The 13369-nt window shown below is 74.6% G+C and carries 9 protein-coding genes; 3 read left to right on the forward strand and 6 right to left on the reverse strand.

Annotated elements, in window-relative coordinates; genetic code table 11:
• Positions 1-56 precede the first annotated feature (56 nt).
• Together AB0881_RS09675 and AB0881_RS09680 are read left to right on the forward strand one after the other, a co-directional pair.
• Positions 57-2297, forward strand: a complete 2241-nt coding sequence (locus AB0881_RS09675) for an ATP-binding cassette domain-containing protein (RefSeq protein ID WP_366615739.1) — start codon at positions 57-59, stop codon at positions 2295-2297.
• Positions 2284-4770, forward strand: coding sequence for a methyltransferase (locus AB0881_RS09680; RefSeq protein ID WP_366615740.1), 2487 nt, complete (start codon positions 2284-2286; stop codon positions 4768-4770). The genes AB0881_RS09675 and AB0881_RS09680 overlap by 14 nt, the downstream gene beginning before the upstream one ends.
• Positions 4771-4826: 56 nt before the next feature.
• Here AB0881_RS09680 and AB0881_RS09685 read toward each other — a convergent pair whose 3' ends face one another.
• A complete protein-coding gene (locus AB0881_RS09685; RefSeq protein ID WP_366615742.1) occupies positions 4827-5789 on the reverse strand; it encodes an NAD(P)/FAD-dependent oxidoreductase in 963 nt (320 codons plus the stop codon).
• A gap of 70 nt (positions 5790-5859) precedes the next feature.
• Between AB0881_RS09685 and AB0881_RS09690 the strand changes: the two genes are divergently transcribed.
• Entirely contained in the window at positions 5860-6615 is a 756-nt protein-coding gene (locus AB0881_RS09690) for an alpha/beta fold hydrolase (protein ID WP_366615743.1), read from the forward strand.
• Between the two features lie 177 nt (positions 6616-6792).
• Here AB0881_RS09690 and AB0881_RS09695 read toward each other — a convergent pair whose 3' ends face one another.
• Genes AB0881_RS09695 through AB0881_RS09715 form a run of 5 tightly spaced genes read right to left on the reverse strand, consistent with a single transcriptional unit; the run spans position 6793 to position 13094 of the window.
• Positions 6793-7548: a class I SAM-dependent methyltransferase gene (locus AB0881_RS09695; protein ID WP_366615745.1), complete on the reverse strand. Its 756-nt coding sequence runs from the start codon at positions 7546-7548 to the stop codon at positions 6793-6795.
• A gap of 23 nt (positions 7549-7571) precedes the next feature.
• Positions 7572-8648 (reverse strand): saccharopine dehydrogenase NADP-binding domain-containing protein, encoded by a 1077-nt coding sequence (locus AB0881_RS09700; RefSeq protein ID WP_366615747.1) that lies wholly within the window; start codon positions 8646-8648, stop codon positions 7572-7574.
• On the reverse strand, positions 8645-10651 hold the full coding sequence (locus tag AB0881_RS09705) for a phosphopantetheine-binding protein (RefSeq protein ID WP_366615749.1): 2007 nt from the start codon (positions 10649-10651) through the stop codon (positions 8645-8647). Before AB0881_RS09705 ends, AB0881_RS09700 begins: the two co-directional genes overlap by 4 nt.
• Positions 10648-11772, reverse strand: coding sequence for a class I SAM-dependent methyltransferase (locus tag AB0881_RS09710; protein ID WP_366615751.1), 1125 nt, complete (start codon positions 11770-11772; stop codon positions 10648-10650). The genes AB0881_RS09705 and AB0881_RS09710 overlap by 4 nt, the downstream gene beginning before the upstream one ends.
• Entirely contained in the window at positions 11769-13094 is a 1326-nt protein-coding gene (locus AB0881_RS09715) for an FAD-dependent monooxygenase (protein WP_366615753.1), read from the reverse strand. The genes AB0881_RS09710 and AB0881_RS09715 overlap by 4 nt, the downstream gene beginning before the upstream one ends.
• Positions 13095-13369: the final 275 nt, after the last annotated feature.

Here is a 13369-nt window from a genome sequence, read left to right on the forward strand (position 1 = left end):
GACCGGCGGCGCGGCCGGCCGCTGTACTGTCGCGGCTCGCGCCGTCCGGTCCTGTGGTGCCGGCTCCTGTGGTGTTGGGGATCGTGGTGCTGGGCGCCGCGTTGTTCGGGGGCGCGCTCGCACCGCACGATCCCGCGGCGTCGATCGGCGCGCCATGGAGCCCGCCCGGCCCCGGCACGCCGCTGGGGACCGACGACGCCGGGCGCGACGTGCTGTCCCGGCTGCTGGCCGGCGGCCGGGACCTCACCCTGTCGGCGCTGGCCGCGGCACTGGCCGCCGCCGCTATCGGCACGGCGGGCGGCCTGGCGGCCGGCTGGTCGAGCGGGCGGGCCCGCCGGGTCCTGACCGGCGCGGCCGACCTGCTGCTGGCCGTGCCGTTCCTGCTGCTGGCGCTGGTGCTGGCCGTCGCGCTGCCGCCGGGCGCGGCGGTACTCGCCGCGACGGTCTGCGGCGGCGCACCACTGGGCCTGCGGATGATCGGCGACCTGGTCCGCGGCGCCCGCGGTTCCGGTTATGTCGAGGCAGCCCTGGGACGCGGCGAACGGGTCCCCTCGATCCTGGTCCGGGAGGTCCTGCCGTCGATCGCCGGGGCCGCGACCGCCGAGCTGGTCATGCGGTTCGTCATGGCGCTCCAGATCTCCACCGCGTTCGCCGCTCTCGGCTTCGGTGCCGGGCCGCAGGACGCCGACTGGGGCGTGATGCTGCGGCAGAACCTTCCCGGCGCCGCCCTCAACCCGGCGGCCCTGGCGGCACCGGCCATCGCGCTGGCCCTACTGGCCGTGGCCGCCGCACTGCTGGCCCGGTCCATCACCATGCCCAGGACCGTGCCCGCGACCGGCGATCGTACGGGACACTTCCCGGCGTTTTCCCCTGACGAGCACGAGCCCGGTCCCGCGCAGGCGAACGGGGGGCTGTCGGTGGACGGGCTGACCGTCCAGGACGCCTCAGGCGCGCCGATCATCGGTCCGCTGACGCTGCACGCCCGGCCAGGCGAGGTGGTCGCGCTCGCCGGGCCGTCCGGCGGCGGCAAGACGACGGTCGTCCGCGCCGTGCTCGGCCTGCTGCCGCCCGGACTCCGGCAGGTCGGCGGCGACCTGCGCTGGCGGGGCGAGCCGGTTCCCCGCGGCCGGGCCGGTCGGCGCTGGCGGCGAACGCACGTGGCCGTCGTCGACCAGGACCCGGCGGGCACGCTCGACCCGCTGCAGACGGTGGGAGCGGCCGTCCTCGACGGGCGGCGGATTCGCAAGGCGGAGGCGCAGGCCCTGCTGACCTCACTCGGCCTGGACGCCGGACGGCTCTGGAGCAGGCGCGCGCACCGGCTCTCCGGCGGCCAGGCCCAGCGGGTGGCGCTCGCCCGCGCGCTCCTGGACGATCCGGCGCTGCTCGTCTTGGACGAGCCCACCAGCGGGCTCGACCCCGCGGCGCTCGACCGTGTCGAGCAGGCGCTCGCGCGGCGCCGCGAGAGCGGCGGCTCGGTCACCCTCGTCATCTCCCACGACCGTGCCTTCGTCGACCGCGTCGCCGACCGGGTGTACGACCTGGGGTACCCGGCAAACGATCCGGTTGAAGCCGCCGGTGGCGCGGGGCCGTCCGGCGGACCGGTGCTGGAGGCCGGCGGGCTCGTACTGCGCCGCGGGCCCGGCCTCCTGCTGGACGGCGGGGAGCTGAGCGTGGCGCGCGGCGAACTGGTCGCGGTCACGGGCCCCTCCGGCTGTGGCAAGACGACGCTGCTGCGCGCGCTCGCGGGTCTGCATACCCCGGCAGGCGGGCAGGCCTGCCTGATCGGCCGTCCCCTCCCCTGGCGGCTGGCCGACCGGGACCATGAGTCCCTGCGAGCGGTCCAGCTCGTCGCGCAGGACCCGGCCGGAGCGCTGAACCCGGCCCACCGCACGGGGACGGCCCTCACCCGGGCGCTGGTCCGCACGGCCGGAAGGACCCGCGAGCAAGCCCGCGAGGAGGTTCCCCGCCTGCTCCGCGAAGTGGGCCTCGATCCGGCCCTGGCCACGCGGAGGCCCGGGGAGCTGTCCGGCGGCCAGCGCCAACGGGTCGCGATCGCCCGCGCGCTCGCCGTTCGGCCCGTGCTGCTGCTCGCCGACGAGATCACCTCCGCGCTGGACGCCGCGTCCGCCGCCGGCGTCCTGCGGCTGCTGGCCGCACTGCGGGCCGAGGGCCTGGCCGTGCTGCTGGTGACCCACGACGCGACCGTGGCCGAGAGCGCGGACCGCGTCCTGCGCCTGCACGACGGTGCCCTGCGCGAACGCATTCCCTCCCGATTGGAGAACGATGACCGTGCCTGACGTGCCCGCCCTGCTCGACGCGCATCCCTGGATCGAAGCCGCCCGGCTCGACGGCGACGGCCGGACGGTACGGATCCGCCCGGCTCCGTCCGCGCTCGCCGTACGGCCCGTGCCCGGCGGGCTGGTCGAAGAGTTCCTCGACCACTGGAGCGAGGTCTACGACTGGACGTACACCAAGGGCGAGGCCCGCCACGCCGACGACCTCGACCTGTCCGGCTGGCGCGCTTCCGACAGCGGCGAGCCGTTCCCGCCGGACCACATGCGCGACTGGGCCCGGCACACCGTCGAGCTGATCCTCGCCCACGACCCGCGCCATGTTCTTGAACTGGGCTGCGGGACCGGCCTGCTCATGCACCGGCTGCGCGATCACGTGGCGGGGTACGTGGGCACCGACGTGGCCGAGGCCGCGGTGGACCGGCTGAGCACCGGCGCGAGCCCGCACACGGCGTTCGTCCGGGCCGCCGCGCACCAGCTCGCCGCACCGCGGGTCCGCGCCGCCCTGGAGCGCCTCCGGTTCCCCGAGGCGCGGCCCGACTTCGTCGTGCTGAACTCGGTGACCCAGTGCTTCCCGAACGCCGCGTATCTGGGGACCGTCCTGCGCGGCGCCGTCGATTCCGTGGCCCCGGGCGGGACGGTCCTGGTCGGTGACGTGCGGGACTCCCGCCTCCTCCACGCGTTCTGCCACTGGATCGAGGCGGCGTCGGCACCTGAGGCCGCGCCGGAGGAACTGGACATCCGTGCGTCCGGCCGCGCCGCACGCGAGGCCGAGTTCCTGTTCGATCCGCCGCTGCTGGCCGGCCTGGCCGAACGGATCGGCGCGGAGACCGGACGGCGGATACGGATGAGCGTCCATCCCAAGACCATGCGCGCCGACACCGAGCTCACCCGCTACCGGTTCGACGCGATCCTCCGCGTGGACGCCCCGGCTTCGCCCGAGCCCGGCCAGGTGAGCTGGGACGACCTGCCCGCGGACCGCAGCGCCGCGCTGCCCGCCCTGCTCGGACGCGGGCCGGTGCGCGTGCACGGCATCCCGTTCGCGCCGCTGTCGGACGGTCCCGGCGCGATGACCGCCGCCCGGCTCCGGGACATCGCCGGCACGGACACCGCGATCGTCTCCGATCCGCACGACCCGGCGAGCCTGGCGGTGGTGTCCCCCGCCGCTTCGGCCGCCGTCCCCGTCGAGGAGATCGCGCCGTACCCGGTCTCCGCGCACGAGCCGTTCGCCGCCTTCGTCGACCGCCGCCTCACGGAGGTCGCCGCGGCGATCCTTCGCAGGGCCGGTACCAAGGCGGCCGTTCTCGTCGACCGGCCGGACGCCGTGGAAGAGGGGCTGCCCGTGCGCGCGGCCGAGGCCGCCGCCGCCGCGACCGGGACGGGCGCGGACGCGCTGACGGCCTTCCTGCGGCGGCTCGACGAGGTCGCGCTCATGGCGATGTGCGCCGCGTTGCGCCCGGCGGCCTCGGCGCGGCAGGACGAATCCGGCGGGTTCACGGCGGCGGACATCGCCGACGACCTCCGCGTCGCCGCGCGGCATCGCTGGATCCTGCGCCGATGGCTCGCCGCGCTGGTCGGTGCGGGGCATCTGTCGCCGCTCGGGGGCGACCGGTACGGGCGGCTCCGCCATGTGCCCCGGGCGCGGGTCGCCATGGCCGGTCGCGGGCTGGCGGACGAAGGCGAGCGGGCCGGGTATCCGGCCGAGACGACGGCGTTCATGCTGTCGGCGATGGCTCGCCTTCCCGAGCTGCTCCGCGATGAGATACAGGTGCAGCAGCTGCTTTTCGGCGGGGACGGCGCCGCGGCCGCCGACGGCGCGTACCGCGAGAACGGCGTGAACCGCCACCTCAACGCCGCGGTGGGCGAGGTGCTCAGGTGGGCGGGCCGCGACCGCGGCAACGGCGGCCCGCTGCGGGTGCTGGAGCTGGGCGCGGGCGTCGGCGGCACCACCACCGGGGCGCTGGACGCCCTGGCCGACGCGGAGATCGACTACCTGTTCACCGATGTCTCGCGGTACTTCCTGTCGCTGGGGCGCGAGCGGTTCGGCGACAGGGCCGGGGTGCGGTTCGCGACGTTCGACATCAACGGCGATCCCGAGGGGCAGGGCGTGTCCGCCGGGTCGCTGGACGTGGTGCTGTCGGCGAACGTCCTGCACAACGCCCGCCATGCCGCCGGCATGCTCGCCGGCCTGGGACGGCTCCTCAGGCCGGGCGGGCTGTTCGTGTTCGTCGAGACCGTACGGGAGATGCCGGCGATCCTGGCGTCGATGCAGTTCCTCATGTCCGCCGCGCCGGGGGCCGGACGGCTCGATCCCGCCGATCTCCGAGCCGCCGGGGACCGCGTCTTCCTCACCGCCGCCGAATGGGAGGGACTGCTGGAGCGAAGCGGGCTGCGCCCCTGGTTCCGGCTCCCCGCCGAAGACCATCCGCTGGCCGGTGCGGGGCTGCGCCTTTTCGTGGCCCGCCGTGAGCTCCGGTGAAGGAGGCCCGGGAGGCCGGTGGCCGGGTGCGCGGACCCGGCCACCGGCCCATGGCCTCAGGCTCTGGACGCCTCGGATTCCTGGGATTCTTGGGATTTCTGGGATTCCGCCAGGCCGGAGCGGAACAGGTCGCCGTCCATCCACAGCGCGGCGCGCACGCCGTCGGCCGCCCCGAGCGAGACCAGCGTCGCGGCGTCCGGTACGGCCGGGAGCTTGGCGGTGTCCCCCGCCGCGGCGACGCCCGGCACGGTCGTCTCCTGCAGCTCGTCGACGCGCACGGTGCCGTCGTCGAGGATCTCGCAGCCGAGCTGCGCCGCCAGTTCGGAGTGCTGCCGGGTCGGGGCCCGGTGGTAGATCGCCTGGCGCTCCAGCACCCGCCCGCCCGCGAAGTGCAGCCGCAGGTCGTCCAGCTCCCCGGCGATCTCGGTGATCGGCTCGGCGATCACTTCGATGCCGCGCTCGGCGAGCCGCGCGGCGATCTCGTCGGGGAGGTCGAGCGGGCCGTGCGTGCACAGGACGACGTCATCGCTGAAGCGGTCGGCGACGTACAGGGCGAGCATCGCCTCGTGCGGTACGGAGGTCACGACGGCCAGGCTCTTGCCGGTGGTCTCCCAGCCGTGGCAGAACGGGCAGTGGAAGACGCTGCGCCCGAACCGCTCCGGCAGGCCGGGGATGTCGTACGGCTCGTCCACCTGCCCGGTGGCCAGCACCAGCCGCCGGGCCCGTTCCGTGGTCCCGTCGGCGAGTTCGACGGTGAAGTCGCCCTTGGTTCCGCTCGCGGCCAGGACGCTCCCGGGGCGGACCTCCACCGAAGGGTACGCGGCCAGTTCCTCCCTGCCGAGTTCCAGCAGCCGGTAGGGCGGGAAGCCGTCCCGGCTCAGGTACATGTGCATCTCCGAGGCCGGCGCGTTGCGGACCTTCCCGCCGTCGACGACCAGCACCTTGCGGCGCTGGCGCCCGAACACCAGGGCGGCGCTGAGTCCGGCGGGGCCGCCGCCGATCACGATCACGTCATGCATCTGCGTCTCCAGTCGGTCGTGCTGAGTCGTACTGGGTCGTACTGATTCGTGTCGAAAGGAAGGGCTGAAGGTGGTCGAGGAAGGCGGCGGCGCGTTGCGCCGCTTCGAACCGCGGCCGGGCGCCGCGCTGCGGCTGTTCTGCTTCCCGCACGGCGGGGGCGGGGCGAGTGCCTACGCGGACTGGGCCGGGGCACTGCCGCCGGCCGTCGAGCCGGTCGCGGTGCAGTACCCGGGTCGTGAGGACCGGCTGGGCGAGCCTGTACCGGCGGACATGGACGGGCTGGCCGGAGCGCTCGCCGATGACATGGCGCCCCTCCTCGACCGCCCGTACGTGCTGTTCGGCCACAGCATGGGCGCCACCGTCGCTTACGAGGTCGCCCAGCGTCTCCGGGCCCGGGGCGCCCGCCCGTCGGCGCACCTGATCGCGTCCGCGCGGGAGGCGCCGCACGACGAGCGGGGCGGCGGCGTGCACCGCGGGGACGACGAGGACCTGCGCGCCGAGCTGGCGCGGCTGGGTGCCACGCCGCCCGAGGTGCTGGGCGACCCGGAGCTCCGAAAAATGATCTTCGGGTACGTCCGGGCCGACTACCGGATCATCGAGACCTACCGGGCACGGCCGCTGCCGCCGCTGGACTGCCCGGTCACGGTGTTCCTGGGCGACCGGGACCCCGACCTGGCGCCCGGTGAGGCGCTGGGCTGGCGGCGTGCGACCCGCGCCCGGGCGGAGCTGCGGCTGTTCTCCGGCGACCATTTCTACCTGGTGCCGCAGCGGGCCGCCGTGCTGGCGGCGCTGCGGCAGATCCTGTCCGGGCACGGCACCCGCTGACCGGAGGTCCGTCTCACAGAGACCCCGGCCGTCGCGCGAGCGCGCTACCTGCCCGGGGGCGCGATGCCGGAGGCGGGACCCCTCGGGCAGATCGCGGAGCGATGCCCCGCTCGCGGAGGCACGTTCAGGATGCGAGCCGCCAGGCGGGCATCCTGGGCCGGGAACGAGGGGCACGGCCTAGCGTCGCCAGACGTGCAGACCGGGCGCGCCGGCGGCCGCGGGCTCCAGCCCCGCGGCCGCCAGTTCGGCGGCGAGCGTCTCGTCGGAGATGACGTGGCAGTCGAACTCGGCGGTCTCCTCCCGGACGAGGCGGTCGCCTGCCAGGGTGCGGTAGGTGTTGATCCAGCGGATCATGCCGTCGTCGACGACCTCGGCGCGCGAGTGCGTCTCGTACCGGTACCGGCCCAGGGTGGCACCGGGGACGACGGAGGCCGGGACCTCCTCGGCGCGCTGCGGGTACTGCGCCTCCACCACCAGCAGGCCGCCGGGCCGCAGCCGCTCGGCCCACCGCCGCCACAACCGCGACCGCTCCTCCGGCCCGAAGTGCATGACGCAGTTGAGCAGCACCACCGCGTCGAGTGGCACGCCCGGCTCGGCGCTCAGCGCGTCCTCGGGCAGTACGGTCACCCGAGTCGCCGCGTCCGCGCTCAGCCCGGCCAGCCGGGTGACCAGGCCGGTCCGCATGATCCGCGCGGGCTCGATCGCGAAGATCTCGGCGTCCGGCCCGAGCGCCTCCAGCATCGCCCGGGTGTAGAAGCCGGTCCCGGCACCGATCTCCGCGATCGCGCCGGCGCCTTCGAGGATCCCGGTGAGCGTCCCGGCCACCGCGGTCCAGTGCTCGTGCGGAATGATCAGGTCGTAGTACGGGGCGTTGATCCCGTACCCCTCGCCTCGCTCCGCCCGCGCGGCCTCGTCGACGGCGGTATCGGTCATGATCGGCACCTTTCTCTCGGGGGTCAGGACAGTTCCACGCCGGTGACCAGCGGGTCGTCGCGCAGCGCGGTCAGCGTCCGGGACGGGGACAGCACGTCGGAGGCCGGATGGGCGCCGGGCGGGATCGTGCCCTCGTGCAGTTCGCGGGCGGTGAGCGCCGCGACGACACCGCTGAGCGCGTACGAGTCGGGCGTCCGCAGCAGCAGCCGGCGCGCGCGTCCCGGGGCGGGATCGCGGGGCACGGTCTGGAAGAGCATCGCGTAGTACGGCCCGGCCGCCGCGAGGTCGGTGCCGGCGGCGGCGACGACCGCAGGGACGTGCGCGTCGAGGGCCGCCTCGTCATCGGCCCACGCGCGGGCGAGCGCCTCGGGGATGGCCTCGGTGACGTACACCGTGTAGTTGCGCAGTTCGTCCACGCCCAGTTCGGCGGCGAGCCGGGACATCTCCGTCGACAGGAACGGCCACGCGTGCACCCGGTCCCGGAATCCCGGCAGCGCCACCGACCGCAGCGGCTTCAGCGCCCCGGGCACGATCTGGCCGTCCCGCCACGCGGCCAGCGCGGTACCGAAGCGCGGCCCGCGCGTCAGCAGCGCGTCCACCGCCGACAGCGGGCCGATGGCGGCGGCGCCGCCGACGTAGACGTCCAGCCGGGCGAGCGGCCCGTCCACCGCCAGCAGCCGGGGCAGCAGCCCCGACAGGCCCGGCATCAGGCCCGCCGAGAACACGGCGGCATGGTGGTCGAGTCCAGTGGCACCGCCCGCGGTCAGGGCGTCGATCGCCACCAGGTCCCCCGCCGCGTCGACGTAATGCGCGCCGCCGGCGAGCGCGGCGCGCGCCACGCGATCCAGCACGCGATACGAAGGACCCGCGCAGTTGATCACGATGTCGCAGCCGGCGCAGAAGTCCCGCAACGCGGCGTCGTCGTCCAGGTCCACGCGGAACGGCTCGGCCGGCACGCCGGTCGCCGCTGTGCACGCCTCCGCCGCGCGGTCCAGGTCGCGGCCGCCGACGCGCAGGGAGCCGACCTCCCACCCGGCGAGCCGTTCCACCGCGATACGGCCCACCGTCCCGGACCCGCCCAGGACGCCGACCTGGGTCATCGCCCTGTGCCCGCAAGCTCGGCGGCCTGGCTCTCGCGGACGGCCGCGGCCAGCCCGGCGACGGTCGGCGCGTCCAGAAACCGGCGCACTCCCACACCGGCCCCGACGTCCTTCGCCAGGCGGGCCACGGTGCGGACGGCCAGCAGCGAGTCGCCGCCCAGGGCGAAGAACGACGTGGCGCGGTCCAGGACGGGCACCTCCAGGATGTCCTCCCACAGCAGCGCGATCCGCTGTTCCAGTTCGTCCGCGGGCGGCCCGGCCTGCTCGCCGTCCTGAGGCGCCGTTCCGGCACCGATCCGGAGCCCGTCCTCCGCGCCGGCGGCGGGCTCGGCCGCCTCGGGGAGTTCGACGACCCGGTCCCAGCCGGGCCCGTCGGCGAGTGCGCCGATCAGCTCCACCAGACCGGTGAACGCGGCGTCCACCTCACCGGGCTCGAACAGCTCACCGACCAGCGAGAACGCCACCGCCATCGCGCCGTTCATCTCCCAGAAGCGGGCCTCCAACGCGACCTGCGGGGTGCGGAGCTGGTGGAAGAAGTCATCGAAGTCCAGATCGCCGAGCGGCCCGGCGGACGTCGCCTGCCGCTCCCCGATCGCCGCGTCCATGCCGAGCGTGCTCTGGAAGACGATGGGGGCGACCGGGCGGGTGGTCCCGCGCCGCCGGGCCAGCTCGCGCGACACCTCCACGCCCGTGATGAGATTGTGCGCGGCATGGTCGGCGAAACCGCGCTGCCGGGCGGCCGCCAGCTCGGCGAACGTGCTGCCGGCCGCCAGGTCCACCGGCACCAGCATCGTCGCGGCGAACGCGCCGATCGTGCGGTGGATGTCGGGATGCAGCGGCAGCCTGTTGAGCTGGAGGGTGTTGAGCAGCATCCGGCGGTGCCCGGCCCAGCGCGCCAGCACCACCGCGAACGCGGTGAGCATCGCGGCCGACGGCGTGACCTCCCGCTCGGCGCACCGGGCCCGCAGCGCCTCCCAGCGCTCGGGCGAGAGCCGAGCCTCCCGGGTGTCCATCAGCTCGGGCGCCACCTCGCGCGGGTCGGCGCGCAGCGGCAGCGCCGGGGGCGACGGCGCGGCGTCGAGCCGTTCCCACCACCAGTCACGGTCGGCGGCCCAGGTGCCGGTCTGCCGCAGCCGCCCGATCGAGCGGACGTAGTCGCCGAAGTCGACCTCCAGCGGCGCCGGTACGGCGTTCCAGTCGGCGGCCAGCGTGAGCAGTTCGCGGTTCAGGACGGTCGCCGACCAGCCGTCCATGGAGATCAGGCTCATCGCGGTGTGCAGGCGTCCCCGGCCGCCGGGCAGCAAGGTCAGCCGTACGTCCAGGCCGGGCCCGGTCAGCGGATCGGGACCGGTGGTCCCCATCTCCCGGCGCATCTCCTCCAGCGTGGCGGCGGCTTCCTCCTCCCCGGCCTCGCGCAGGTCGTACACGCGGGGACGCGGGATGGCGCCGGGCGCGTCCGGCGCCATCACGTACTGCTCCCCCTCGGCGGTGAGCCGGGCCCGCAGGGTGGGCTGGTGCAGCGCCAGCCGGTGCAGCGCGTCCGCCAGGGTCTCCTCGGCCTCGTCGGAATCCATGTCGCTCAGGCCGACGTCGCTGTAGAAGTGCGCGGAGGCGTAGGACAGCTCCCAGCCGTCCTGCTGGCCGACGAAGTAGCCCTGCTGGAGCGGCATCAGGGGGAACGGCGCCGCCGGGTCGGCGCGGCGTTCGATCTCCACTGGAAGGGCCCGCGCGTCGCGGCCGTCCCCGGCGGACCGGCGCGCGACCAGGTCGGCCAGTGCCGCCAGCGTGATCTCCACGGTGACGTCGGACAGGGCCAGCTCGACCAGCAGACGCCGGCGCACCAGCGCCGACATCCGGACGGCAAGGACGGAGTCGCCGCCCAGCCGCAGGAAGCTCGCGTCCGGATCGATCGCGTCCGGGTCCAGGTCGAGCAGCTCGCTCCAGATTCCGGCGAGTTCCCGTACGGTGTCGGGCCGGGATCCGGTGGAAGCGTGAACGGTCAACGGACTCTCCCTCGGGAGTCGGGCGCGGCGACCAGGAGGTGCTGGGAGAACGCCGCCATCGGATGGTCGGGACGGGGAAGTTCGAGAAGCGGCGCCAGCCCCGCGGCACCGAGCTCCGCGGCCCATTCCTCGCGCGTGAGGTAGGTGCGGCGGGTCCCGGCGCGCCGGTCCAGGCGTTCGGGGAAGGTCCCGCCGGGCGGGGCCGAGAGCAGGAAGGGCATCGAGACCAGCGACTGGTGGTGCTCGTGGCAGGTCTCGATGAGCAGCAGCGCGCCGCCGGGCGCCAGCATCGCGCGAATACGCTCCAGCAGCTCGCCCACGTGCGGGGCGTTGTGCGCCGCGTTCACCGCGATCAGCAGGTCGAACGGCTCGGGCCCGCACCGCGCGGCAAGATCGGCGCCGAAGTCGGCGACCGCCGTCCGCAGGAAGGGGTAGGCGTCGAACCGCTCCCGCGCCGCCTCCAGAAAGAACGGTGACAGGTCCGTGAACAGGTACTCGGTGGTGTGCCCGGCCAGGACGGGCAGCAGGTCGGAGGTCAGCGATCCCGTGCCCGCACCCAACTCCAGGACCCGGCGCTTGGCCGGCAGGCCGCAGACGACGTCGACGGCCGCGGCGTTGAGGTAGCGGTTGACGGGGTTGTCGCGGTAGATCGCTTCGGCGGTGCCCAGTTCCCCTCCGGGGAACAGCATGGCCTGCGCGCTCGCCTCGCCGGCGAGAAGGCCGGGAAGGGAGCGCAGCGAGTCCAGCAGGTACCGCGTCAGGTCCTCGGGGTACCCGAGCCCGCGGCGGGCATCGTCAAGGTCACGGCGCAACGCGATCAGCTCGGACCGCCGCCGGCGCCGGAACCCGCTGAAGCGTCCGGACGCGGAGCACTCGATCAGCGACTCGCCGACCAGGGCGTCGAGCCAGTGCCCCACGATCCAGCGGTGCCGAGGGGCCGGGCCCAGTTCGGTCGCGATCTCCTCCGCCGTCCGCGGGCCCGTCCCTTCCAGCGCCTCCCCGAGGAAGGCGGCGATGCCGTTCAGAACCGCCAGATCGAGGCGCCGCACGAAGTCCGGGAAGTCCTGGGGCGAGGCGTGACCGAGCGCCGCCAGGCCCGCCCGGTGCGCCGAACCGGTCATCGCACCCGGCCGGCGGGCGGACGCGCCGGGCCTCGCGCGACCCGCGCCGCCAGTTCGGGGGACGAGAGGGCGTCCGGCTCGGCGAGCATCATCATCACGTCGAAGAAGGTCCGGTTGACCTCGGCGTCCACCAGCGCCAGCTCCATCAGCCGCCGCATGTACTCCCCCGCCTCTCGGGCGGCCTCGTCCCCGGTGTCTCCGAGGTAGGCCTGGTCCGCGCCGGTGGCGACCCGCCAGGCCCGCTCGTTCCCCGCGGCGATCTCCTTCTGCACCGCGCGGCAGCCGGCCCCCTCGCCCAGCAGGCGGCGCAGCAGCACGGCCGTCATCGCGGCCATCGACATGCCCTGGGCGTACACCGGGTTGACCGCGCAGACCGCGTCGCCCACGAGCAGCAGGCCGTCCGGCCATACCGGCAGATCCTCATACCGGTACCGTTCGTTGGCCATGTGCCGGAACCCGTGGACGGGACCGGCCGGGACGGCCTCGCGGACGATGTCGTACAGCACCGGATGTCGCAGGCTCCGCGCGAACTCCAGGAAGCCCGCCTCGTCCACCGGCGGATGATCGTCGAGGTAGCCGTACAGCGAGACCAGCCACCTGCCGCCCTCGACCGGGACCAGCGCCCCGCCCCGCAGCGGCTGACCCTCGCCGGGCTGGATCGAGATGATCCGCCACTCGTCGGCGAAGTCGTCCGGCAGCGCGTACAGCCGGCTGCTGTAACCGGGCCGGGAGTCGACGCGTTCGGCCTCCGGCTCGTCCAGGCCGAGTTCGCGCAGCCAGCGGCGGCCGCCCGACCGGCGCCCGGAGGCGTTCACGACCAGATCCGCGCCGAACTCCTCTGCCCGATCGTCGTCCCGGCCCCGCACCCGCACACCCGTGACGCGCTCGGCGTCCCCGACCAGCCCCACGGTCTCCGTACGGTCCCGGAAGTCCACACCGCCGAGTCCGGCCACCGACTTTCGCACGACGTGCTCGACGAGTTCGCGGGTGGCCGACGGCACCGTGTGCGACGGCGCGAATCGGTGACACCATCCCGCCGGGCTCAACCACAGGTGATCGTACGGCGTTCGCAGCGGGACGGCGCCCGCCTCGTACAGCCGCTCGGTGAACCCGGGCAGCAACTCGTCCAAGGCCCGCTGCCCGGCCCCCATCAGAGAGTGCAGGTGGCGGCTCTGCGGGATCCCCGGCCGGAACTCCGGGCCATCAGGGAGCGCGTCCCGTTCCAGCACCGTGACCCGCTCGAAGCGTCCGGCCAGTGCCGCGGCCGCCGTCAGCCCCGCGATTCCCGCCCCGATGACGACGGCATGCTCCCGTCTCTCCACGCCACTCCCCACCCAAGAATGAAAACCGTTATCATTACAAATATCACGCCTTGGCGGTACAGGGAACCGCCGATGAGGAACGAGCCCGGAGGAGTGACACCCCGTCCGGCCAAGCCCGCACGGAGGCGCTGGAGAACCTGGAGCGCATGGGCCTGGACGCGCCGGTGGCGCGGCACCGCCCGCACCGCCTGTCCGGTGAGGCACCGCGACGTCACCGAGCCGGAACAGACGTACCTACGTACGCCGCACCACGCGCTCTTCGTCGCAGCCCATTT

It is taken from the genome of Spirillospora sp. NPDC029432 (assembly GCF_040703975.1).
Taxonomy (GTDB): Bacteria; Actinomycetota; Actinomycetes; order Streptosporangiales; family Streptosporangiaceae; genus Spirillospora.